A 24,619-nucleotide genomic window follows, 5' to 3' on the forward strand; every position below is an offset into this window, starting at 1 on the left:
TATATATATATATATATATATATATATATATATATATATATNTNTNTNTTTTTATTTTATAAATACTATTTTATTTACAATAAAAAATAACTTCTATCTAAAAAATTAGCTAATCTTCATTTGCCACTTTTTCAACATCAAAAGGTTTACCTAAATATACCAATTTAAAACCTTGTCCTATAGCTTCTGTTTTCGTCTGATGTACTGAAATAATATGAAGCTCCCCTTCATCATCTTTTATAAACAGCGGAATCGTATACTTATCTTTACTCGCCATTTCTATAAGACTTTCGTAATGTGCCGCATCATCTATCTCTATTTCTTGTATTGCAGGATATTTGCGCGTTACCTCCATTAAATTAATATAGTCATCTGTTGGTGAAAATAAACCTTCTATTGGGCTTTTTTCTGGGAAGTTCATTTCATCTGAAGTCACTAATCTATACGAACCATTTTCTCCAAATTCTTTGCTAAATTTTTCAATAACATAAGCATTGATATCTGAATTTCCTGTCATAGCCATAATATAGCCAACATCATTTAATTCTATATTATCAGAAAGCGTATCTGAATAGATATTGCTATTTAAAGCATCTAAACCTAATTCGTTAGCCTTATCTATATTATTTTGATTGCTGTCTATTAATACGACATGTCTTCCGTTATTTACTAAATAATGACCTAATAATCGTGGTAATTTAGAAGCTCCAACAATTAAAATCCCATTAGATTTTGTTAAAAACACACCGACTAATCTTGCAAATAAACGTGCTGTGGTTGCATTTAATAAAACGGTTCCTAATACAATCATAAACACCAAAGGTGTAATGTATTCTGCTCCCTCTACACCTTGTCGCATTAATTTACTTCCAAAAAGAGACGCAATACCAGCTGCAACTATACCACGAGGCCCAACCCAACTTATAAATAGCTTTTCGTTAAGATTTAGTTTAGAGCCCTGAGTACTTACAAATACAGCCAATGGTCTTATGACAAAGACAACAACAGCAAAAAGTATAGCCGTATCCCAAGTGTAAAGTAGAAGTAAATCTTCAATATCAATGTTTGCCGCTAAAAGAATAAATAAAATTGAAATTAATAATACGCTCAATGATTCTTTAAAGTATAATAGTTCTTTTATATTGTCTAGTTTACTGTTTCCTAATACCATACCCATAACTACAACTGCTAGTAAACCAGACTCGTGTGCAAATAATTCGGACTCTACAAACACTAATAATACAGTAGAAAGTGACACTACATTCAATAAATAATGTGGAATAAATTTTTTGTTAATAGCAAATGCTAGTGCATGCGCAAACGTAAAACCGAATGTGGTACCAAAGAGAACAATTTTTCCAAATTCAATTAGAGCTGTTTTAGTAAAACCACTATCTCCACCAACACTAATAAATTCAAAAACTAATACGGCAACTAAGGCACCAATAGGGTCGATAAGAATACCTTCCCATTTTAAAACCGTAGAGACATCTTTTTTAAGTGGAATATTTCGTAAAATTGGTGTAATTACAGTTGGACCTGTTACAATTATTAAACCGGCAAATAAGAAAGCCAAATCCCAACTTAATTCAAAAATAAAGTGAGCAACGATTCCTGAACCAAAAAATGTAATCGCAGAACCAACAGTAATTAGCTTGGTTATTACTGGACCAACATTTTTTATTTCGGCACGTTTTAAGGTTAAACCACCTTCAAATAAAATAATACTAATGGCTAGTGACACAAAATAATACAAACTATCTCCTGGAAATAAGCCTTTTGTACCGTTCCAAATTGGCTCTATCCATTTGGAGCCGTCTTCACTTAAGAATTCTGCAGCAATTGGCCCAACCAAAAGTCCAATTAAAATTAAAGGTAAAATAGCTGGGATTTTAAATTTCCACGCGACCCATTGCGCTAATATTCCAAGAATTATAATTCCGGCTAGTTCTATCATTTATGTTCTTTTTGCGTGAAAATACTAAATTCTATTTTTATAGAAAGCTTCATTTTAAGTTATGAAAATGATTCGTAGTTAAAGTTAATCTTTATTATCCTCTTCTTTTTCTTCAGATTTATAATACACCCGTTTTAAACTCTTCTTTAATAAGGTAAACCTATAAACTCCAATAATAAAAAAAACTACACTGAATACCATTGCTGTAAGCGCTAAATATTGAAAATTGGCAAAGTCTTTAAGTTGGTATAAAGCAATAGCTCCTAATAATAAGTATAAAGAAGAACGAATATAAGATAAAAGCGTGCGTTCATTTGCCAATCGTGTACGTTCTATTGCTAAATAATCTCTAAGAATAACTTGTTGGTCTGGTTTAAAATCGCGACCAAATCGTAAGAGTTTAATTTTCTTAATTTTTAGAGGTGATTTTGATATGCGTTTCATTATTAATTCATTTTGTCATTCTAAAAGTAAATATTTTTTAGAATAGATCGTAGAATATACAAGTCTTAATTGTTAAATATCCTCTAATTTATGAAGACTAACAACAATTAGTCTTAAAGCTTTTAGTAATTTGCATGACTTTAAAAAATTTCATAAATGCAGTTATATCCAATACAATCCGGAAACTTTAAGCTCGATGGTGGTGCTATGTTTGGTGTTGTACCAAAATCCTTATGGCAACGTACTAATCCTGCTGATAACAGCAATATGATAGACATAGCTGCACGTTGTTTGTTAATTGAAGATGGTAATCGCCTTATTTTGATTGATACCGGAATGGGTAACAAACAGAGCGATAAATTCTACGGCTATTATTTTCTATTTGGAGATGATACTATAGATAAGTCATTAGCCGCTCATGGATTTCATCGCGATGATATTACCGATGTATTTATGACGCATCTACATTTTGATCATTGTGGAGGCAGTATTCAATGGAACAAAGACCGAACAGGTTACGAATCTGCTTTTAAAAATGCTCATTTTTGGAGTAACAAAGATCATTGGAAATGGGCAACAGAACCTAACAGACGCGAAGTCGCTTCGTTTTTAAAAGAAAACATTTTGCCAATCGAAGACAGTGGACAATTAAAATTCACTTCAGTTCCTGAGCATCATATTCTAAAAAATTCTGACTTAGGATTTGATATTTTCTTTGCCAATGGACATACCGATAAGCAAATGATTCCGATGATTAAATACAAAGGAAAAACCATTTGTTTTATGGCAGATTTATTGCCAACCGTTGGCCATTTACCATTGCCTTTTGTAATGGGTTACGATACAAGACCTCTATTAACTCTTGATGAAAAAGAGTTGTTTTTAAATATGGCTGCAGACCAAGATTTCTATCTCTTTTTAGAACACGATGCACATAACGAAATTATTACGGTTAAACACACTGAAAAAGGAGTGCGACTTAACGAAACATTTACAGCAAACGAACTATTTAATTAAAAATATAAAACAACAATAAAATAAAAACATGAAATTTAATTATAGAATAATAGCCTATTTAGGATTTGCAGGAACCCTATTTTTAGGATGTGGTAGTACTAGTGAAATTCTTTCTACACCGATAGAAAACATAGATTCTTCACCTTTAAAAGTAACAGAATTAACGGATGCTGAAGCTAAAAACTGGGGACATCTAGACCTTGTAAATGACACCATCCCTGGTATGAGTGTTGACAAAGCCTACTCTGAAATTATTAAAAATAAAAAGGAACTAAGGTCATTGTTGCCGTTATTGATTCTGGTATTGACATTGATCACGAAGATCTAAGAAATGTATTATGGACCAACGAAGGTGAGATACCAAACAACGGAATAGATGATGATAAGAATGGCTACATTGATGATGTACATGGCTGGAATTTTTTAGGTGATGGCTACGATGAGCAGTTAGAATATGTTCGTTTAATAGCAAGTGGAGACACTTCTAATCCGCGTTATGATGAAGCTGTAGCTTTACAAAAAGAGGAATATGAAACATATATTGGTGCTAAAACAAGATATGATCAAATTTTGAATGTCTTAAAAAATGCTGATGAAAAATTAGCAGCACACTTAGGTAAAAAAGAATATACCATAGAAGAAGTTAACGCTATTAAAACTGAAGATGAAGCCTTAGGACAAGCGATTCAAATTGCACAAAATATAAACGCTAATGGTGGTACTTTTAAAGATGCTACCGCTGAAATTAGTGAGCAATTAGAAAGTTTTAACGAACGTTTAAACTATCACTTTAATGTTGACTTTTCTGGTCGTACGACTAAAGATGATATCAATGACTTATCTGATATGGGCTATGGAAATGGAAACGTTAAGCCTGTTAAAAAATCAGAATCTCACGGAACGCATGTTGCAGGTATTATCGCTGCAGAACGTAATAATGGAAAAGGAGCAAATGGTGTTGCTAATAATGTAGAAATTATGTCAGTTAGAACTGTTCCTAACGGAGATGAGTACGATAAAGATGTTGCATTAGCTATTCGTTATGCTGTGGATAATGGAGCAAAAGTAATAAACGGAAGTTTTGGTAAATCGTTTTCTCCTCATCCAGAATGGGTAAGAGATGCTATTAAATATGCTTCAGATAATGATGTCGTATTTGTACATGCAGCTGGTAACGACAGTAAAAATGTAGATGAAGGCGCTAATTTCCCCGATGATAATGTTGATTTTGTTGAAATCTCAAACACATACATTAGAGTAGGTTCATTAACCTCAAAATATGGTTCTAAACTTGTCTCTGGTTTTTCTAATTACGGAAAAAAGAATGTAGATGTTTTTGCTCCGGGATCTGCGATCTATTCAACGTTTCCAGAGAATGACTATAAAAGTATAAGTGGTACATCTATGGCATCACCTTCTGTAGCTGGTGTGGTTGCTTTAGTGCGTTCTTACTACCCTAAATTAACTGCAGCACAAGTTAAGCAAGTCATTTTAGAATCAGGATTACCAATAACCTCTAAAGTTGTCGTTGGTGGTGATGCCTCTAACGTTAAGTCATTTTCAGATTTATCTACATCTGGTAGAATAGTTAATGCTTACAACGCTTTAATTATGGCTTCAAAATTATAATAATCCTTTTCGGATTACATTACACTGATTGGGTTATTTAGTCAAAATATCTAGATAACCCAATGAGTTATAAAATCTTTATATTTATTAAAAACAAATGATATGAAACATTCCCTTCTTAGTCTTTTTTCTCTTTTAATTTTGGTCTCCTGTGGTTCTGCTGAAAAAACGCTCCAAAGCTCTAATTCAGTAAACGCTGCGACTTTTGGGTATTGGCAACAACACGTAGATTATGCCATGGAAATTGATATGGATGTCAATAACTATCAGTATAAAGGAACTCAAAAATTGGTTTATACCAACAACTCACCAGATGTACTTAATCGTGTGTATTACCATCTGTATTTTAATGCCTTTCAGCCAGGTAGTGAAATGGATGTGCGCTCACGTACTATTAACGATCCAGATCGTCGTGTTGGTGATCGTATTAGTAAGCTTCAACCGAATGAAATTGGCTATATAAAAGTAAATTCATTACAACAAAACGGAAAAGCTATTTCTTATGAAACTGTTGGTACTGTTTTAGAAGTAAAGTTAAATCAACCGATTCAACCTGGTGAAAAAGTAACTTTTAACATGGATTTTGATGCTCAAGTTCCTGTTCAAGTGCGTCGTTCTGGTAGAGATAATTCTGAAGGTGTAGCCTTATCTATGTCACAATGGTATCCAAAATTAGCCGAATATGATGATGAAGGTTGGCACGCAGATCCATACATAGGAAGAGAATTTCATGGTGTTTGGGGAGATTTTGATGTAAAATTGACTTTAGACGCAGCTTATATTGTGGGTGGCACAGGATATCTTCAAGGTGAACCAGCAGTTAAATCAGGAAAGAAAACCCATCATTTTAAAGCTCCTAAAGTACATGACTTTACTTGGGCTGCAGATCCAGATTATATTCACGATACATTTCAAATGCCAAATGGTCCATTGCTTCACTTCTATTACAAGAAAACATTAGATCAAAAGTACTTAGATAATTGGAAGAAGTTACCAGCTGAAACAGCAATGCTAATGGATTTCTTTAGTGAACATATTGGAGACTATCCATACGATCAATATTCAGTAATTCAAGGTGGAGATGGAGGTATGGAATATGCCATGTCTACATTAATTACTGGTGAGCGAAGCTATGGAAGTTTATTAGGTGTTACGGCACACGAGTTGGCTCATAAATGGTTTCAATTTATACTGGCTTCTAACGAATCTAAACACGAATGGATGGATGAAGGCTTTACAAGTTACATTTCTAACTTAGCGATGAACTCTCTTAGTGAAAATAAAAAATCTAATCCACTTTCTGGTTCTTACAGAGGCTATTTGGCTTTAGCAAATTCTGGTGTAGAGCAACCCTTAACCACACATTCTGATCGTTATGCTACCAATAGAGTATATGGAGCTGCAGCTTACAGTAAAGGTGCTGTGTTTTTAGCGCAATTAGGTTATGTCATTGGAGATGACAACTTAGATAAAACTATTAAAAAATACTTTGAAGATTTTAAGTTTAAACACCCAAAGCCATTCGACATTATTAGAACCGCAGAACGCATCACAGATTTTGAACTCGATTGGTATTTTATAGATTTTGGACAAACTACAAATACTATTGATTACGGTATTGCTTCAGTTGAAGGTCAATCAATCACGCTAGAACGTATTGGTTTAATGCCAATGCCTATAGATCTTTCTGTAACTTACACGGATGGTACTACTGAAGATTTTTATATTCCACTACAAATGATGCGTGGAGAAAAACCAACCTCAGCAACTATTATTAATGATTGGGCTTGGGCAATACCAACCTATTCATTCGATGCTAAAAAAGCTGTAAAATCAGTAGAGATTGATAATTCTCAAATGATGGCAGATGTTGATAGAACTAACAATGTGTTTACAATTGAATAAACACTTGTAATATAAATGAATCAAAACCGCATCATGTTGATGCGGTTTTCTATTTTTGTTAAACTAGATTAATTAAAAGTGAACTTTAACTATTCAAAAAAAGATAAACTCAAAAGTAAAAAGCTCATAGAGCAACTTTTTACTGAAGGAAAAGCTGTGACTGCTTATCCTCTTAGGTTGGTGTATCTTAAAACTGAGTTTGAAGATGACTCACAATTAAAGACAGGTGTTTCTGTAAGTAAGCGATTGCATAAAACCGCCGTTTCTAGAAATAAAATTAAACGTTTGCTTCGTGAAGCTTATAGACTTAATAAACCGTTATACTTTAACAATAGTTCTGCTTCTTATGCGTTTATGATTTTGTACCTTAGTAAAGATGGAACGACTTTTGAGAAACTAGATCATAGTATAAAATTATTGTTTAAAAAATTTTTACTTAAAAATGAGCCCTTCATAGAACACTTAGATGTTAATACTTCTGACAAATGAAAAGGGGTTTGTTAACAATTTTATCCTTCAATCGACACATGAAAAATCTTCTACATAAAAAAGTATTATTTCCTGTATTAGCTGTGCTTATCTTTTTTGGCACTACAGCTTTTAAAAATGATTTTTTTGAAATAGCGAAACAAATAGAAATATTCACAACGCTTTTTAAAGAAATCAACATGAATTATGTGGATGATACCAATCCTGGAGATTTGATGAACACTGCTATTAAGAGCATGTTAGACGATTTAGATCCTTACACCCAATTTTATAACGAACAAGACGTAGAAGCCTCTAGAATTAACAATGCAGGTGATTATACAGGTATTGGTGCTAAGGTATTAACGCTAAAAGATAAATTGGTTATTGTTGAGCCTTATCAAAATTACGCAGCGGATAAAGCAGGTCTTAAAGCGGGAGATGAAATTATTAAAGTAGATAAAGTTACCGTTGCCGATTTTAAAGATGATGCGGCCAACTTATTACAAGGAGCAGCAGGTACAGAAGTTTCTGTAACTTACAAAAGACAAGGCAAAACCAATACAGTAAAAATTATTAGAGAATCGCTAGAAATTAAAGCTGTACCACACTACTCCATGGTCGATGAAAAAACCGGTTATGTAGTCCTCAGAAAATTTAATGATAAAGCCTCTTCCGAAACTATTAGTGCTATTAAAGCTTTAAAAAATCAAGGAGCCACGCAATTAATATTAGATTTAAGAGGAAATCCTGGTGGTTTATTACACGAAGCAGTAAACGTGACGAATATTTTTGTACCTAAAGATCAATTGGTTGTAACCACTAAATCTAAAGTAAAAAAATACAATAAAACGTATTATACGCAACGCGACGCTGTTGATACTGAAATTCCATTAGTCGTATTAATTGATGGTAAAAGTGCTTCGGCAAGCGAAATAGTTTCTGGTGCTTTACAAGATATGGATAGAGCTGTAGTTGTTGGTACACGAAGCTTTGGAAAAGGCTTGGTACAACGACCTAAGCCATTAATTTATGGTACACAAATGAAGATTACAATCTCTCGATATTACACACCTTCCGGACGTTGTATTCAGGCTTTAGATTATTGGAATCGTGATGAAAACGGAAAAGCCACAAGAACCACACAAGAAAATTATAATGCATTTAAAACCAAAAATGGACGTAATGTTTTTGATGGCGGCGGCGTAGAACCAGATATGGAGGTTGAGTTTTCTAAGCATACAACAATTACTAAAGCTATATCTAATGAAAATTTAGTTTTCAACTTCGCCACTGAGTTTTATTACGATAATAAAATAGAAGATTTAAAAAGCTTTTCACTGTCTGATTCGGACTTTAAAAATTTAAAAACTACATAAAAGCAAGCGGTTTTAATTTTGAAACTAAAACTGAAGTTGCCTTACATGATGCCATAAGAATCGCTGAGGAAGAAGAACTAAAAACGGTTATTAATGCAGAATACAACGATTTAACTCAGGCTTTACAAGCGTATAAATCTAATGCTATTGATGCCAATAAAACACAATTAAAAGCACTACTTACAGACGAAATAATTAAACGTTACTTTTACAGTGAAGGTTTATACGCGTATTACACCGCTAACAATTCAGAAATAAAAAAAGGCCTAAGTATTCTTAATAATCCTTCTCAGTACGCAAGTATTTTGAGATAGCACATAAATTATTTATATTTAACCTCATAAATTTTTTCTATAAGTGAGAAAACTATTATAAAAACATGAAACCCCTAATTATCTTTTTATGCTTATGTTTTCAGCTCTCCTTTTCTCAAAAAGAATTGAAGCACGAAGTCTATTTTGAAACCGATCAACACGATATTCCTGAAACAGAACACAGCAGATTATTATTATTTTTATCTAAAATTGAAGATATCGATATAGAAAAAGTAACTATATATGGTTTTACAGATGATAGAGGTAGTGATAATTATAATCTCGTTTTATCTCAAAATCGTGCAGATGCCATAAAAGAAGTATTTTCTAATAATGAATTTGACGAGTCAAAAATGACTAATGTTGATGGAAAAGGTAAAATATTAGTCAATATTATTAAAGAAAATGACCTTAATAAAATACGTGGTTTAAACCGTAAAGTTGAAATCGTTGTAACTCCTGTTTTTCCACCAAAACCTAAAGAAGAAAAACCAATAGTAGACAAAACTGAAGATTTATTAAAAGGAGATTTAAAAGAAGGAGACAAAATTTTACTAGACAACTTATTATTTAGAACAGGGTATAGCTATCTAACAAAAGAATCTAAAGTTGTACTCGATAGAATTGCAGAAATTTTAGTAGAACGCACCAATGTTTATTTCACTATTGAAGGCCATGTATGCTGTACACAAGGTGAAAGAGATGCCATTGATCGTAAGACTAAAAAACGAAATCTATCTGTGGCTAGAGCAAAATATATATATGATTACTTAGTAGATAAAGGTGTTAAGCATTACCGTATGAAATTTGCCGGTATGCGAAGAAAACAACCTCTTGGAGGCGAACCTCAATTAGATAGACGTGTCGAAATTTTAGTGACGCGTATTTACGAAAAGAAATAATTAAGATTTAATCATATTTATATGCGGAATACCATCTTCTAGGTACCCTTCTCCTACTTCTTTAAATTCTAAATTATTATAGAAGTTTTTTAAATACATCTGTGCGGAAATCCTTATAGTAGTTTCGTTATAATGCGTTTTAATAGCCTCTATAGAAGCCTTCATAATAGCGTAACCATATTTAAATTTTCGTGCTTTTTGTTGCACAACAACCCTACCAATACTAGATTCTTCAAAATAATAGCCTGGTTTAAAAATACGTGTGTAAGCCACCAAAATATCATTTTCATAACCTAAAATATGAAGTGCGTTTTGATCCTTTCCATCAATATCTTGGTACACGCAATCTTGTTCAACTACAAAGACTTCACTTCGTAATTGAAGTATATTATAAAGTTCTTGCGTTGTTAATTCGTTGAATTTTTTTGTTATTAGATGTAGCATTAGTCTTGTACAATGACCTCTTTAGGATCTTCTTTATTAAACTCTGGTTGAATGGTAACATGGTTAATATTAAATTCATCATGTAAGACCGTTTCAATGTCTAAAAGTAAATCATTAAACGCTGTCGTAGGAATGTCTTCTGTTAAGTCTAAATGCGCTTCTAAATGCAACTCATCGTCACTTAAATTCCAAATATGTACATGATGTAGTTTACTAACTTTAGGTAGCTTATTAACCGTTCTTACCACATCTTTAATATTAATAGTATCTGGTGTAAATAGCATTAACATTTTAGTAGATGTTTTTAATAAATCGTAGCCCACCCAAATTAAATACAAGGCAATTAATAAAGTTAATAAACTATCTACCCAAAATAATTGGTAGTATTTCATCAATAATCCACCAATTAATACAGCCACACTAGCCAACATATCTGTAAATAAATGCAAATACGCGGAACGCATATTGATGTTATTTTTAGAATCCTTTCTTAATAATAGAACACTCAAACCATTTCCTATAATAGCTATAATAGCTAACCAAATAACTAAGTTAGATTCTATTTCTTGAGGATTATTAAAACGTTTTACAGCTTCAAAAATTAAGATAATTGCGACTATTATTAACGTACTAGCATTAACAAAAGCAGCTAAAATTTCGGCACGTTTATAACCAAAAGTTCTATTAATCGATGCCTTTTGCTTAGATAAACGCGCAGCGACATAACTAACAATTAAAGAAATAACATCGCTAAAATTATGTAAAGCGTCACTCAATAATGATAAACTCCCTGAAACGAGTCCACCTATAACTTGAGCTACCGTAATAACAATATTTAATACTATTGAAATTAAAAGCTTTTGACCCTTTAAATCTTTTGGACTGTTAGAATGGTTATGAATGTGACTCATTTTATATCAATTTAAAATTGATATTAACACGATGCCGGAATCTTATCCACACGGTTTTGATGACGACCACCTTCAAATTTAGTTTCCAAAAAGGTATCCACCATTTTAATGGCTTGTGGAATCGATGTAAAACGTGCTGGTATACATATAATATTAGCATTATTATGTAAACGTGTTAATTCTGTGATTTCATTCGTCCAACACACACCAGCTCTTACATGTTGATATTTATTAGCGGTCATGGCTACTCCATTTGCGCTTCCACAAATAAGAATACCAAAATCTACTTTTTTAGCCTCCACATCTTTAGCAACAGGATGTACAAAATCTGGATAATCTACACTATCTAGACTGTCTGTTCCATAATTAGTAACAGTATAGCCTTTAGCTTCTAAATGTTTTACAATGGCAAATTTATAATCTGGTCCTGCGTGATCGTTTCCTATTGAAATAGTCATAATAAATTGTCTTTACTTATTAGACATCAAAGTTAATAATTGCTTACAACTAAGCATAACTTATAAGGGCTTACTTATTCATTAGTTTTAAGTTTGAAAATGCGTTTTTAGATTGTGTCTATTATCACTGTTCATAACTCTATATAAAATGACCAGTAATTGTTAATATCTGTTTACAACTATTGAAAACAAAAATTAGGATTATTCAGTTATTTTTCCAAACCAAAATTAGAAGTTATAAACCTAATTAGTTAACCATTTTTTTAAAATAAGTTATCAAACTAAAACGTTGTGAAATGAACAGTATTTTTAAAAATACATGTTAGTCAATTCTATTAACATTCGTTATTAACAGTTGTTAATAGCTTTTTAAATTCGCTTAAAAATGAAGCGTTTAGATGTAAATTTAATGTTAACTAAAATGTTGTAAAATGTAAACTACGAGTATTCAAAATAAAACTTCAAAAAGTTATAGCCACTATTAACATACTATAATAACCACCATTTATTTTTTAAATTTTAAAAGAAAACTGATTATATGTATATATATGTTCATAACTGTAAATTTTTAAAAATATTAAGTTTTATGAATTTCATTATTAAAGTACAGTTAAGTAGAAGTAATAAGATAGAATACGTTTCTCTTAAATAGAATAAGGAATTGGTCTTTTTAGTAAAGTTTGTTTAAGTACTATTTTTATACTTTTATTTATAGCATTGTAGTGTTTAATGCGCATTTAGTATTAATTTAACCTTAAAGAAACACCATTAAAAAATTAAAACGTAACTTTGTACCAAACTTAATAACCTCTCTTCGCTAACGTTAAGTTTTAAATAAGTTGTTGTTCTTAGACTTATTGCAGAATCTAAAGGATTTGCTAAGCTTATCTAGAATAACAAATAGAATAAATAGATTACAATTAATACATGACAAAAAAGAAACACAGGAAACCTTCAAATAATAAGATTTCCAACCTTACAAATACAATTCTTAGTATTTTAAAAAAAGACAGAAACTCAACATTTAACTATAAACAAATTGCAGCAAAATTAGGCGTTAATGATGCCAGTAGTCGCAATCAGATTATAAAGAAACTTCAACAACTCAAAGCAAAAGAAGAGATTGAAGAAGTAGATCGCGGTAAATTTAAAGCAGTTGTTAACAATGAATATCATACTGGTATTTTAGATTTAGCAGCTAAAGGCAATGGTTATATAATTTCAGATGATTTTGAAGACGATATCTTTGTGGCTTCAAACAATATTAACAAAGCCTTAAATGGTGACGAAGTAGAGTTCTACGCTTACAAACGAAAACATAGAGGCAAACAAGAAGGAGAAATCACCACTATTATAAAACGTGCAAAAACGGAATATGTTGGTACCATTCAAATTCATGATAAAAAAGGATTTGCCTTTGTTGTAGCAGATAGCAATAAAATGTACACCGACATTTTTGTGCCTATTAATAAAATAAATAAGGCAGAAGATGGTGATAAAGTGTTGGTCTCTTTAGAAGATTGGCCAGAAAAATCAGATTCACCTAATGGAAAAGTTATAGAAGTTTTAGGGAAACCTGGAGAACACAGCACAGAAATCCATGCTATTTTAGCAGAATATGGCTTACCATTAGAATTTCCAGAAGAGGTTGAAGCCTTCGCTAATAAAATTGATACGTCAATTACAGCTGAAGAAATTGCTAAACGACGTGATATGCGTAAAGATTTAACCTTTACCATAGATCCTAAGGACGCTAAAGATTTTGATGATGCATTATCCTTTAAAGTATTAGATAATGGTTTATATGAGATCGGAATTCATATTGCAGATGTTTCGCATTACTTACAACCAGGAACAATTTTAGATGATGAAGCTTACGAACGTGCTACGTCTATTTATTTAGTAGATCGGGTAGTGCCAATGTTACCAGAGATATTATCTAACGGAGCCTGTTCATTACGTCCACATGAAGAGAAATATACCTTTTCTGCGGTGTTTCATATGAATGATAAATGCGAAATTAAAAATGAATGGTTCGGTAGAACGGTAACGTATTCTGATGCGCGTTTTGCATATGAAGAAGCCCAAGCAATTATTGAAAATAATGCTACAATTAACGAAGTTGAAGTTTTAAAGAATACAGATAAAATTGATACTACAATTCCGGCTGAAGTTTCATTGACCGGTGCAGTATATCAAACGTCTGTAGAGGTTGCTCAGGCTACAATTAAAATGAACCAATTAGCTCGAAAGATGCGTACAGCACGTATGCGAGATGGAGCTATTTCTTTTGATAAAGTTGAAGTTAAATTTAACTTAGATGAAGAAGCAAATCCAATAGGTATTCACTTTAAGACCAGTAAGGATGCTAATAAAATGATTGAAGAATTCATGTTATTAGCCAACAGAAAAGTATCAGAATATGTTGGAAAACAGAAACCTGAGAAAACTTTTGTATACCGTGTACACGATGAACCAGACGAATCTAAATTAGCACAACTACAAACGGTTGTGGGTCGTTTTGGACATAAATTAAATTTTAAAGATAAAGGTAGTATAGCATCATCTTTAAATAATTTACTAAAAGATGTTGTTGGTAAAAAGGAACAAAATTTAGTAGATACGTTAACGATTCGTACCATGTCTAAAGCCGAATATACTACACACAATATCGGTCACTATGGTTTAGCATTTGATTACTATAGTCATTTTACATCACCAATTCGTCGTTATCCAGATGTTATGGCGCATCGTTTACTGCAACAGTATTTAGATGGCGAAAAATCGGCTAATCAAGAGATTTACGAAGAAAAGTGTAAGCATTCTAGCAATATGGAATACTTAGCAACAAGAGCTGAGCGCGATTCTATTAAATACATGCAGATTCGTTTTATGCAAGATCATCAAGACGAAGAATTCTTGGGAGTTATTTCTGGAGTTACGGATTGGGGAATTTACATCGAAATTGTGTCTAATAAATGTGAAGGTATGGTAAGTGTTAGAGATATGAAAGATGATCACTATCAGTTTGACCAAGACCAATACGCCATGATTGGCCAAAAAACAGGAACCATGTACCAACTTGGTGATGAGGTTATTGTAAAAGTTAAGAATGCAGATTTAGTTAAAAAGCATTTAGATTTTTACATGGTAGGTAAACCAGAAGCGTAAATAGTTCTGTAAAATTTTCAACCTAAAAAGGGACTTATAAATAAATTTTTAATAGATGATTCTTACCACTACTAACTCTATAGAAAACCATAACATCATAGATTATTTAGGCATTGTAACAGGTGTTGCCATAAATAAAGAAGCTATTGCTATGGGATTTAGTATGTCTAAATATTACAATAAGTTACAAGTTAGTATTGAGACTGTAAAAGAAGAAGCGTTTCAAACCTTACAAAATAACGCAGCTAAGCTTAATGCTAATGCCGTTGTGGGCATTAAAATAGAAATCGAATTAACAACCTCTAATTATGCAATGGTTTCTGTAACAGGAACTGCAGTAAAAGTTGCCGTGTAATGAAAACAAGTACAAAAGCTGGCATATACGTTTTTATAATATTTGCCGTTATTTATGTGATTATCAGATTTAGTATTCAAGCTATTTTTGTAGATATTAATCAAATGGTTTTAGCAGTGTTATCTGCTGTATTCACCATTATTTTAACTCCTCAAAGACGTATTGTTAAAAAACGTTCTGGAGAGGAAATTCAGTTAAAATGGTTATTTATGAAAAAAGTATTTACCTTAAAATAAGGATGTTTTATGAAAAAGATAGGTTTAGTATTAACGTTAATTTGTACGTTATTTATCAATGCTCAAGATTCAATTGAAAAACAAGTTGGTGAATTTTCAACCGTAAAGGTGTTTGATTTAATCCATCTTAAAATGATGGCTTCTGATGAAAATAAAGTCGTCATTTCAGGTAAAAACAGAAATGATGTTGAAGTTGTAAATAATAACGGAAAGCTTAAAATACGCATGAATCTTAGAGAAAGCTACGATGGTGATGATACCGTTGTAATACTATATTTTACTACTGTAGATGAAATAGATGCTAACGAAGGTGCAAAAGTAACTGTAAAGGAGACTATAAAGCAATACGAAATAGATTTAAGAGTACAAGAAGGAGCAGAGATTACAGCCGATTTAGAATCGACTTATGCTAATTTTAGAGCCGTAACTGGAGGTATTATTAATAGTACAGGAAGTTCGAAAAATCAAGATATTTCAATTTATACTGGCGGCGTTTTTAATGGTAAAGATTTTATTACCGAAAAGACAGACGTTAGTATTAACGCTGCTGGAGAAGCTTATATTCATGCAACTGAATCTGCTAATGCTAGAATTAAAGCAGGTGGAAATGTCTATATTTATGGTAAACCAAAGCAAGTTGAGGAGAGTACAATTCTTGGTGGTAAAATAAAACGTATGTAAGTTCCGTTGAGTTTCTTACATTTGTGTAAACCGCAAGTTTTACATGTTAGACGATATCTTAACAGCCATTCCCTTTGGAATAATTTTAGCCTTTACTATTGGACCAGTTTTTTTTGTACTATTAGAAACTAGTGTAACCAAAGGCATTACTAGTGCCATTATATTTGATTTAGGTGTAATTTTCGCTGATATCGTTTTCATCTTAGTTATTTTTAAAAGCACAGATACACTTTTAGAAAAAATAAAAGACGATCCAAAACTGTTGGTTTTTGGTGGTACTTTACTGGTTATTTACGGATTAATCAGTTTTATAAAAACTTCTAAATCGTTCCGATCTATTGTAAGAGAACATCATAGAATTGAACTTCCTAAAAAGGATTATGGTAAGCTTTTTGTAAAAGGATTTCTACTCAATTTTATTAATATTGGTGTGCTATTAGGCTGGTTAGGGTTTATAGTGATTGGAACTTCTATTACAACGTCTGAAAACGGCGTAACTATCTTTATTGTAACCATGTTAATAGCTTATTTTTTAACAGATCTGTTTAAAATAGCAGCTGCAAAACGGCTCAAAAATAAACTCACACCACGACGTATTTTCAAAACTAAAAAAATTGTAGCCTTAGTTATTTTGGTTTTTGGTATTATACTGTTAAGCCAAGGTCTATTTCCTAATCTTTATGAAAAAGGGATAGAACAGATAGAGCTTGTTAATCCTATAGATTAAGCATTTCTATAATTTTTATTGACGTATAAAGTACGTACTGAAGTTATTTTATAATATTATTAGTAAATTCAACACCATTGTATTTATGTTTAAAATAAGTTATAGAATGACATATAGACTACTACTAGTATTTTTTTTATTTCCTTTTTTAGCATTAGCGCTCAAACTAATAACAGTACTGGTGAATTAAAAGAAATATCATTTTCAGAACTCATTAGTGAATTAACTAACGGCAAAGATTCTATATTTTCTCTTAAAAATGCCATCGTTAAATTTGATAAAGCAAAGAGTGAAAGGTATAGCTTATATGAATACAGATTTAAAGGGAAAAAGTATCCTACTGATACCATTCATATTCATAAAACTATCAATTTTGATAATGTTCATTTTGATGATAATACAAGTCCTTATAGCAACTATGCATTTATTAATTTTCGTTTTCATAAACCTATTCAATTTACTAATACTTCAGATGTAATATTTTTCCATTGTAAGTTTGATGATACATTTACTCGTAATAGTTCTGATGCAACAAATTCAACTATTTATAATTTATTTTGGTTACATAATTGTACGTTTAACGCTGAGGTTGATATCCTTGATTTAGGGGAAAAAGGAGAACTTAACGTTATTATAACCTATTGTACCTTTAATTATTTAGGTACCGATGATTATAGCTCTACTTTTAAAAGACCATTACTTCAAATAAGTATTTCAGAGGGCTCCGGATTAGGTTTCAAGTATAATGTCATCAATTATAGTAATGCAACGTTTAGTATTCAAAGCTTTAATACAAAAGACGTGTATTTTACAAGGAATCAGATCCATTCTAATTTTTGGAATTACTTATTTCTTACTAATTCTGAATTTTTATCATTTATTAATAATACTATTAATACAGATTTACTTTTCGGTATTGACAAAATACAAGCTGAATATGAAATGCAATGGCCTATTACCAATCATAAGATCATACCTGCTCATTATATTTTTGCCAATAGTGAAAGTTTAAGTGGTTTGAACAATAAAAAGTTTGATTCACTTTATACTAACACTAGAGTTACAGATGAATCGTATTATAAAAATGAATTGACTCTACTTAGTAAATTTCATTCTTATTTTACTGATTTTCACGATAGGCAGTCGGCGAATGATGTATACATTAAAATAAAGCATTTAGAAACGGAGCGATTAGAACATCTTTATGAAGATGATAAATCATTTAAAAACTACTTTGAAATGATTGTGAATCGGTTTTTAGAACGCTTTTCAGATTACGGAACAAGTCCTTCCAAAATAGTCATATCTTCCTTTAAAATTATTTTAATTTTTGCTTTTTTATTTCTGTTTTCAACTAATTCTTGGAATAAAATTAACCTCAATAGATATAATAAAGGCATCACACAATCCATCAATTATTTTACAACAGATGCTACTATTATTAAAGCGTATGAGATAGATGAAAATAGAATCCTTCAAAATACAAACACAAAAGCAGCATTAGTAACTAATAGAAATCATGTACCAAAAGTGTTTTCATTTTTTTCGCTGTTATTTATAAACACTCAAACGAAACTAATAGAAATTAAATTATCGTTTTGGAACTATCTTAACGTTGTAAAAAATAGCTGGCATGAGTTATCATCATTCAAAAGAGTGGTTTATAGTTTTTTAATAGGAGTCCTAATGCTTGGGTATTTACTCATAAAGGTACTATCTATCTTATTTAATGCGTTAACGCTTAGTATTAATTCATTTACAACCTTAGGTTTTGGGGAAATTCCTATTAAAGGAATCGGTCGGTATTTAGCGATAGTAGAAGGCTTTATTGGTTGGATCTTTCTAACCTTATTCAGTGTGACTTTAATCTCTCAAATATTAAGTTAGATTAGAAAAACACCTTATCGAAGTTGAAGGTTTTTTGAAGTTATTAAAGCGATAAGGTTCAAAATCTTGTAACCATTAATCTAAAATTTCTTAAAATTTGAAAGATGAAAAAGCCTCAACAAAAATAGAAAGCTTTTTGAGATCATTAAAACGTTAGGATTCGAATCGCGTAACTATTAATCTAAATTTTCTTAAAATTTGAAAGATGAAAAAGCCTCAACAAAAATAGAAAGCTTTTTGAGGTCATCAAAACGTTAGGATTCGAATCGCGTATCTATTAATCTAAATTTTCTAAAAATTTAAAAGATATAAAAGTCTCAATATAAATAGAAGGTTTTTTGAGGTCATTAAAACGTTAGGATTCGAATCGCGTATCTATTAATCTAAATTTTCTAAAAATTTAAAAGATGTAAAAGCCTCAATATAAATAGAAGGTTTTTTGAGGTCATTAAAACGTTAGGATTCGAATCGCGTATCTATTAATCTAAATTTTCTAAAAATTTAAGAAATAAAAAAAGCCTCTAAGATAACTTAGAAGCTTTTTGAGGTGTCGAGCGGATTCGAACCGCTGTAGATGGTGTTGCAGACCACTGCCTAGCCACTCGGCCACGACACCCTTTATTCCTAAAAAAAGGAATCTCATAAATTTAAACTTAATTTAACGAGAGCGCAAATATAAAAATTATATACGTTATACCCTAAATAGCTTTACTTTTTTCGCTTTTGAGTCATTTTTATCGTAACCATCTCAACATCACCACCAATTGGCGGATTAATTTTACTAACCGCAACTGTAGCTTTAGTAATTAACGCTTCTTCAATAAAAACACGATTCAAAATACGCTTGGCAACCGTTTCTAAAAGTTTAGAAGGTTTTGCCATTTCTTCTCTAACAATTTTATTCAGTAACACATAATCTACAGTATCACTTAATTCATCAGATACTGCTGAGGTTTGTAAATTAGCCTTAACTTCAATATCTACTTTGTAATCACTACCAATAGCTGTTTCTTCTTTTAAACATCCGTGATTAGCAAAGACTCTTATGTTTTCAACCTTTATAATTCCCATAGGACAAAAATAATATAAAAGATATTAGACCGCTTCACTTTTAGAATCAAGAACAAAGACTAAATTTTAACTAATTGATAAACAGATGTATATTATTTAAATTTTTTGCTTCGCATCTTTAAAATCTGACCTATTTATAAATATTTTTTCATAAATTATGAACCATTAGTTTCTCGATAAACCTTCCTTACTTTAAATTAATTTGATTGTTAAGTATTGGTCACTGAGCGTAGTCAGGTTTGGTCATTAAGCGCAGTCGAAGTGACATTTACAATAATTATGTAAAAATATAAAACTCAAATAAAACCCGAATTAGCATCAGTTACCGCTAATAAGTCTTTTTTCTTGGTTCTTGGTTCTCAATTCTTACAGCGAAGCGATCTTTGCTTTTTCTAACTCGTAAACAAATCAAAAATGTTACTCATAGCACTAGTTTTAGCTTTATAAAACTCAGTATACGTACACTTTTTACAAGTTACCGATGTAAATTTTTTATTCTGAATATCAAATATTTTAGAAAACGTACCACCAGTGGCTCGCATCTGATCGACAGTACAGGTGTTATTATTGCATTTCGGACATTTATAGTTCATTTTAGTATTCGGTTATTGATTCATACTATCAGTCTAAAAAAGTAAATAAATGTTACAATTTGTTTAATTTTACCACCCGGAATAATGATGTTGCGTTTTGTTGTTGTGTATAGATTCTACCCAACAGCTAATACCTAACAGCTAATACCTAAAACATGTCAGAAGAAAAAAAGCACTCAATTTTATTGAGCATATTATAGAAGAAGATTTAGCGAACGGTTTATCTAAAGACAAGCTACGTTTTCGTTTTCCACCAGAGCCAAATGGGTATTTACACATAGGTCATACCAAAGCTATTGGTATAAGTTTTGGATTGGGTGAAACGTACAATGCACCTGTGAACTTAAGATTCGACGATACAAATCCTGCAAAAGAAGAGCAGGAGTATGTGGATGCTATAAAAAAAGATATTGCTTGGTTAGGTTACCAATGGGCAAATGAATTGTACTCGTCTGATTATTTTCAGAAGTTATACGATTGGGCAGTTCAAATGATAACAGATGGTAAAGCCTATGTTGATAGCCAAACCTCCGAAGAAATTGCACAACAAAAAGGAACTCCGACGCAAGTAGGAACAAATAGTCCATATAGAAGTCGTAGTGTTGAAGAGAATTTGGATTTATTCCAACGTATGAAAGCTGGGGAATTCCCTGCTGGTACACATATTCTGCGTGCTAAAATTGATATGGAAAGTCCAAATATGCTCATGCGAGATCCTATGATGTATCGTATTATGCATACCGAACACCATAGAACAGGTAACGATTGGTGCATTTATCCGATGTACGATTGGACGCATGGGGAAAGTGATTATATAGAACAAGTGTCACACAGTTTATGTTCTTTAGAGTTTAAACCACATAGAGAGCTTTATAATTGGTTTAGAGATCATATATACGATTATGCTAAGGAAGCATTACCAATGCCACCTAAACAACGCGAATTTGCACGTTTAAACCTAAGTTACACCATAATGAGCAAGCGTAAGCTATTACGTTTGGTTGAAGAAGGTATTGTTTCTGGTTGGGATGATCCACGTATGCCTACGATTTCTGGTTTACGTCGCCGTGGTTACACACCAAATTCTATAAGAAAGTTTATTGATAAAGTTGGAGTTGCTAAACGTGAAAACGTCATTGATGTATCACTTTTAGAATTCTGTATTCGTGAAGATTTAAACAAATCTGCGAATCGTGTTATGGCCGTTTTAGATCCGGTAAAAGTGGTGATTACTAATTACCCTGAAGACAAGGAGGAATGGTTAGAAGCTGAAAATAATCAGGAAGATGATTCTGCAGGTTTTAGAAAAGTGCCTTTTTCTAGAGAAATTTATATTGAAAAAGAGGATTTTAAAGAGGAAGCAGGAGCTAAGTTTTTTAGACTGCAAATTGGAGGTGAAGTGAGATTGAAAAATGCTTATATCATTAAAGCTAATAGTGTTGTAAAAGACGATAATGGAGAGATAACAGAAATCCATTGTACCTATGATGAAGACACCTCTAAAAAAGTAAAAGGAACATTGCATTGGGTGTCTATAAAACATGCAATAACTGCAGAAATTAGAGAATACGATCGTTTGTTTATGCACGAATCGCCAGATAGCGATAAGGACAAAGATTTTATGGAATATGTAAACCCGAAATCTTTAACGCTAAAAACAGCTTATTTAGAACCAAGTTTGGCAGATGTTAAAGTAGGTGAGCAGTTTCAATTTCAACGTTTAGGCTATTTTAATGTGGATGATGATTCTACAGCTGAAAAATTAGTATTTAATAAAACAGTTGGCTTAAGAGATAGTTGGGCAAAGCAAAAGCCAAAACCTCAGGCTAATGAAAATCAAAATAAACCAAAGCCGAATTTACAAAAGCGTTCTGCTATAAGTGTGATTCAGCAATTAGGGAAGAAATACACCAACTTAGCTGAAGAAAAACAACTAAAAGCAAAAGCTGAAATAGAAGTGCTTGCTAACGATGTCGCTTACGATGAATTAGAGCCTTTATTTGGTACAGCTGTAAAAAAAGCAGGTACACGTATCGCAACTTTAATTGCGTTAAAAGTGATGCTTAAAAATGGATTAGAACGAAATGATGCTATTAACGAGTTTATTGAGAAGGCTAAAGAGGATAAGAATGCCATTTTAGTTGCTGAGGCTTCGGATATTTAATATTTATATTTTCTTATTATTTTAATGTACCTACAAGGTTTTCAAATCCTTGTAGGTATTTTTTTAAAAAAATTAAATAATTTAAAGTAGTTTAGGGTGTCTAAATTTAAAATTCAAATACATGAAAAAAATTACGCTCATTCTAACGTTACTTCTTATTGGAACTACCGTTTTTAGTCAGACTATTACTGGCAAAATTGTAGATATTGATAATAATCCTATTCCTTATGTTACACTTCAGATTGGTCCAAATTATGGAGTTATAACTAATGAGGAGGGCGTTTTTACACTAGAAACAGATAATTTTTCAGACTCGGATAACGTTTCAATTTCATGTTTGGGGTATAAATCATTAGAATATCAACTTTCAACATTTACAAAACCAACATATGTTTTAGAAGATTCTATAAGTGAGCTTTCAGAAGTTTTTATTACAAACAAACTTTTGTCTATTGAAGAAATTTTGGAAAATGTGAGAGCAAATATTTCAAAAAACTATCCTGTAAATGATAATCAAAGGATTTTTATGAGAGAAAGCAGCAATTTTAATATTAAAGATTTTGACTTTGAAGTTTCAAAATCTTCCAATTTCAACAGAGCAACAATTAAAGACATTAATAAAAACTTTGAGATCATGAGTCAAAGGATGGTGAATAGTGATTCTAAATATTTTGAAGATACCTTATTAGACTTGTTACATATTGCAGATAGTACACAGAGTCAGATTATAAAAGCAACTAAATTAGTGAATATTGAAAAAGATTTATCTACTGATGCGGTGAATGGTAAATTAATTAAAAGTGTACTTAATGTGTTAGATTCTTCTGCAACCTACAAATTAAAAACGAGCATATTTACGATTGAAGATTCGCTTAAGGTAGGAAAAATTTTAAAGGAAGATTCTGATGCCAAAAAAGGAAAAACGACTGTAATTAATAATAAGGTATCTAGGATTATTAGAAACAATTCACTGGTAGAAAACTCAAATTTAGATTTTATATTCGAAGATAAAGGCTACGAGTATTCAATTGACGGAATCAGTTATCTCAACGATGAAGCAACTTACAGCATTAGCTTTAATCCCACAAAACGTTCAGCTAAATACACAGGTAAAATGTATGTAAACACGTCCGATTTCGCAGTGGTAAAGCTAGAATATGAATTTGCTGAAAATAGAACGGGTTCTAAAATGAATCTTAAATTTTTAGCAGGCTTTAAGTTCGAAGAAAATGCGTATCGTTCTACAGTGATTTTTAAAAAGAATGAGAATGCTGTTTATGACTTGTATTTTATCAGTCAAGAAAATGGAAACTATGTTTATATCAACCGTTCGCTTAAATTTATTAGAAACAATACCGCTGAACATACCGATAAACAACAGTTAAAATTAAAGTTTATGATCGAACAAGATTATATAGCTAAAAGTGAATTATTCTTTATAAATAAAGGATCATTGCAAGGTGATTCAGCTTTTAAAATTACTAAAGAATATCCGATAAGTTATATATCAAAATATGATCCTTTCATTTGGAAAGATTATAGTGTTCTTAGCCCTGTACAAGAAATTATAGATTATCGAACGAACTAATAAAGCTTGAGGTTTTAACAATTATTTGAGATAGACTGAATTTATAAAGACCTAACTTGAGCTAAATATTGTTAATTATGGATAAATCACAAAAAATACTCACAAAAATCTCTATAGTAACTAGAGATATTGAAGAAAATTACCCAGAACTTCAAAAATATTTAAGCGAAACCAGAAGTACATTGCCTAATGGTTCTAGTGAAACTGAAAGTTTAGATACATCAGATTTAGAAAATTATCTCAATGAATTAAAGGAAATTCGAGATAGATATAAAGAAGAAGGCCACTGATCATAATATATTTTTAACCATAAAAAAA

20 protein-coding genes, 1 tRNA gene and 2 pseudogenes are annotated in these 24,619 nt (G+C 31.5%); 15 read left to right on the forward strand and 8 right to left on the reverse strand.

The window, feature by feature from the left end; all coding sequences use genetic code 11:
• Positions 1 to 109: 109 nt before the first annotated feature.
• Positions 110 to 1,957: a cation:proton antiporter gene (locus ADIWIN_RS14310; RefSeq protein WP_020896983.1), complete on the reverse strand. Its 1,848-nt coding sequence runs from the start codon at positions 1,955 to 1,957 to the stop codon at positions 110 to 112.
• 84 nt (positions 1,958 to 2,041) lie between these two features.
• A complete protein-coding gene (locus ADIWIN_RS14315; RefSeq protein WP_040757463.1) occupies positions 2,042 to 2,362 on the reverse strand; it encodes a DUF202 domain-containing protein in 321 nt (106 codons plus the stop codon).
• 195 nt (positions 2,363 to 2,557) lie between these two features.
• On the opposite strand from ADIWIN_RS14315, the gene ADIWIN_RS14320 reads away from it, so the two are divergent.
• From ADIWIN_RS14320 to ADIWIN_RS14345, 6 genes and pseudogenes are all read left to right on the forward strand, one after another.
• Complete coding sequence (locus ADIWIN_RS14320; RefSeq protein WP_020896985.1) at positions 2,558 to 3,418, forward strand: MBL fold metallo-hydrolase; 861 nt, start codon at positions 2,558 to 2,560, stop codon at positions 3,416 to 3,418.
• A gap of 28 nt (positions 3,419 to 3,446) precedes the next feature.
• Positions 3,447 to 5,047 (forward strand): annotated as a pseudogene (locus ADIWIN_RS14325) (S8 family peptidase).
• A gap of 102 nt (positions 5,048 to 5,149) precedes the next feature.
• Positions 5,150 to 6,952 (forward strand): M1 family metallopeptidase, encoded by a 1,803-nt coding sequence (locus ADIWIN_RS14330; protein ID WP_020896988.1) that lies wholly within the window; start codon positions 5,150 to 5,152, stop codon positions 6,950 to 6,952.
• Positions 6,953 to 7,030: 78 nt separating this feature from the next.
• The gene (rnpA, locus tag ADIWIN_RS14335; RefSeq protein ID WP_020896989.1) at positions 7,031 to 7,441 is read left to right on the forward strand and encodes a ribonuclease P protein component; all 411 of its coding nucleotides are present in this window, start codon (positions 7,031 to 7,033) and stop codon (positions 7,439 to 7,441) included.
• A 38-nt stretch (positions 7,442 to 7,479) separates the two neighbouring features.
• Positions 7,480 to 9,113: pseudogene (locus ADIWIN_RS14340) on the forward strand (S41 family peptidase).
• A gap of 65 nt (positions 9,114 to 9,178) precedes the next feature.
• Positions 9,179 to 10,015 carry an OmpA family protein gene (locus ADIWIN_RS14345; protein WP_040757456.1) on the forward strand — a complete coding sequence of 279 codons (837 nt, stop codon included), beginning with the start codon at positions 9,179 to 9,181 and terminating at the stop codon, positions 10,013 to 10,015.
• On the opposite strand, the gene ADIWIN_RS14350 is transcribed toward ADIWIN_RS14345, so the two are convergent.
• From ADIWIN_RS14350 to rpiB, 3 genes are read right to left on the reverse strand one after another with little or no spacing between them, the layout of a single operon-like run.
• Positions 10,016 to 10,459: a GNAT family N-acetyltransferase gene (locus ADIWIN_RS14350; RefSeq protein WP_020896992.1), complete on the reverse strand. Its 444-nt coding sequence runs from the start codon at positions 10,457 to 10,459 to the stop codon at positions 10,016 to 10,018. It lies immediately after the preceding gene.
• A complete protein-coding gene (locus ADIWIN_RS14355) occupies positions 10,459 to 11,370 on the reverse strand; it encodes a cation diffusion facilitator family transporter (RefSeq protein WP_020896993.1) in 912 nt (303 codons plus the stop codon). The genes ADIWIN_RS14350 and ADIWIN_RS14355 overlap by 1 nt, the downstream gene beginning before the upstream one ends.
• Before the next feature lie 23 nt (positions 11,371 to 11,393).
• On the reverse strand, positions 11,394 to 11,828 hold the full coding sequence (rpiB, locus tag ADIWIN_RS14360; protein WP_020896994.1) for a ribose 5-phosphate isomerase B: 435 nt from the start codon (positions 11,826 to 11,828) through the stop codon (positions 11,394 to 11,396).
• Between the two features lie 927 nt (positions 11,829 to 12,755).
• Between rpiB and ADIWIN_RS14365 the strand changes: the two genes are divergently transcribed.
• From ADIWIN_RS14365 to ADIWIN_RS14390, 6 genes are all read left to right on the forward strand, one after another.
• A complete protein-coding gene (locus ADIWIN_RS14365; RefSeq protein ID WP_020896995.1) occupies positions 12,756 to 14,999 on the forward strand; it encodes a ribonuclease R family protein in 2,244 nt (747 codons plus the stop codon).
• 55 nt (positions 15,000 to 15,054) lie between these two features.
• Entirely contained in the window at positions 15,055 to 15,354 is a 300-nt protein-coding gene (locus ADIWIN_RS14370) for a heavy metal-binding domain-containing protein (RefSeq protein ID WP_020896996.1), read from the forward strand.
• Positions 15,354 to 15,590, forward strand: a complete 237-nt coding sequence (locus ADIWIN_RS14375; protein WP_040757458.1) for a hypothetical protein — start codon at positions 15,354 to 15,356, stop codon at positions 15,588 to 15,590. Before ADIWIN_RS14370 ends, ADIWIN_RS14375 begins: the two co-directional genes overlap by 1 nt.
• Before the next feature lie 9 nt (positions 15,591 to 15,599).
• Positions 15,600 to 16,271: a head GIN domain-containing protein gene (locus ADIWIN_RS14380; protein WP_020896998.1), complete on the forward strand. Its 672-nt coding sequence runs from the start codon at positions 15,600 to 15,602 to the stop codon at positions 16,269 to 16,271.
• A 43-nt stretch (positions 16,272 to 16,314) separates the two neighbouring features.
• A complete protein-coding gene (locus ADIWIN_RS14385; RefSeq protein WP_020896999.1) occupies positions 16,315 to 16,998 on the forward strand; it encodes a LysE family translocator in 684 nt (227 codons plus the stop codon).
• 801 nt (positions 16,999 to 17,799) lie between these two features.
• Positions 17,800 to 18,885, forward strand: a complete 1,086-nt coding sequence (locus ADIWIN_RS14390) for an ion channel (RefSeq protein ID WP_020897000.1) — start codon at positions 17,800 to 17,802, stop codon at positions 18,883 to 18,885.
• 545 nt (positions 18,886 to 19,430) lie between these two features.
• Here the strand turns inward: ADIWIN_RS14390 and ADIWIN_RS14395 are convergent.
• The 3 genes from ADIWIN_RS14395 to ADIWIN_RS14405 form a co-directional block, all read right to left on the reverse strand.
• A tRNA-Cys gene (locus tag ADIWIN_RS14395) sits at positions 19,431 to 19,501 on the reverse strand.
• 92 nt (positions 19,502 to 19,593) lie between these two features.
• The gene (folB, locus tag ADIWIN_RS14400; protein WP_020897001.1) at positions 19,594 to 19,956 is read right to left on the reverse strand and encodes a dihydroneopterin aldolase; all 363 of its coding nucleotides are present in this window, start codon (positions 19,954 to 19,956) and stop codon (positions 19,594 to 19,596) included.
• A gap of 392 nt (positions 19,957 to 20,348) precedes the next feature.
• Positions 20,349 to 20,549: a zinc ribbon domain-containing protein gene (locus tag ADIWIN_RS14405; RefSeq protein ID WP_040757460.1), complete on the reverse strand. Its 201-nt coding sequence runs from the start codon at positions 20,547 to 20,549 to the stop codon at positions 20,349 to 20,351.
• 184 nt (positions 20,550 to 20,733) lie between these two features.
• Between ADIWIN_RS14405 and ADIWIN_RS14410 the strand changes: the two genes are divergently transcribed.
• From ADIWIN_RS14410 to ADIWIN_RS14420, 3 genes are all read left to right on the forward strand, one after another.
• Positions 20,734 to 22,713, forward strand: a complete 1,980-nt coding sequence (locus ADIWIN_RS14410) for a glutamine--tRNA ligase/YqeY domain fusion protein (RefSeq protein ID WP_040757462.1) — start codon at positions 20,734 to 20,736, stop codon at positions 22,711 to 22,713.
• Between the two features lie 121 nt (positions 22,714 to 22,834).
• A complete protein-coding gene (locus tag ADIWIN_RS14415; protein WP_020897004.1) occupies positions 22,835 to 24,301 on the forward strand; it encodes a carboxypeptidase-like regulatory domain-containing protein in 1,467 nt (488 codons plus the stop codon).
• A gap of 77 nt (positions 24,302 to 24,378) precedes the next feature.
• Positions 24,379 to 24,591 carry a thioredoxin domain-containing protein gene (locus ADIWIN_RS14420; RefSeq protein WP_020897005.1) on the forward strand — a complete coding sequence of 71 codons (213 nt, stop codon included), beginning with the start codon at positions 24,379 to 24,381 and terminating at the stop codon, positions 24,589 to 24,591.
• Positions 24,592 to 24,619: the final 28 nt, after the last annotated feature.

The sequence above is a fragment of the Winogradskyella psychrotolerans RS-3 genome, from assembly GCF_000427335.1.
Taxonomy (GTDB): Bacteria; Bacteroidota; Bacteroidia; order Flavobacteriales; family Flavobacteriaceae; genus Winogradskyella; species Winogradskyella psychrotolerans.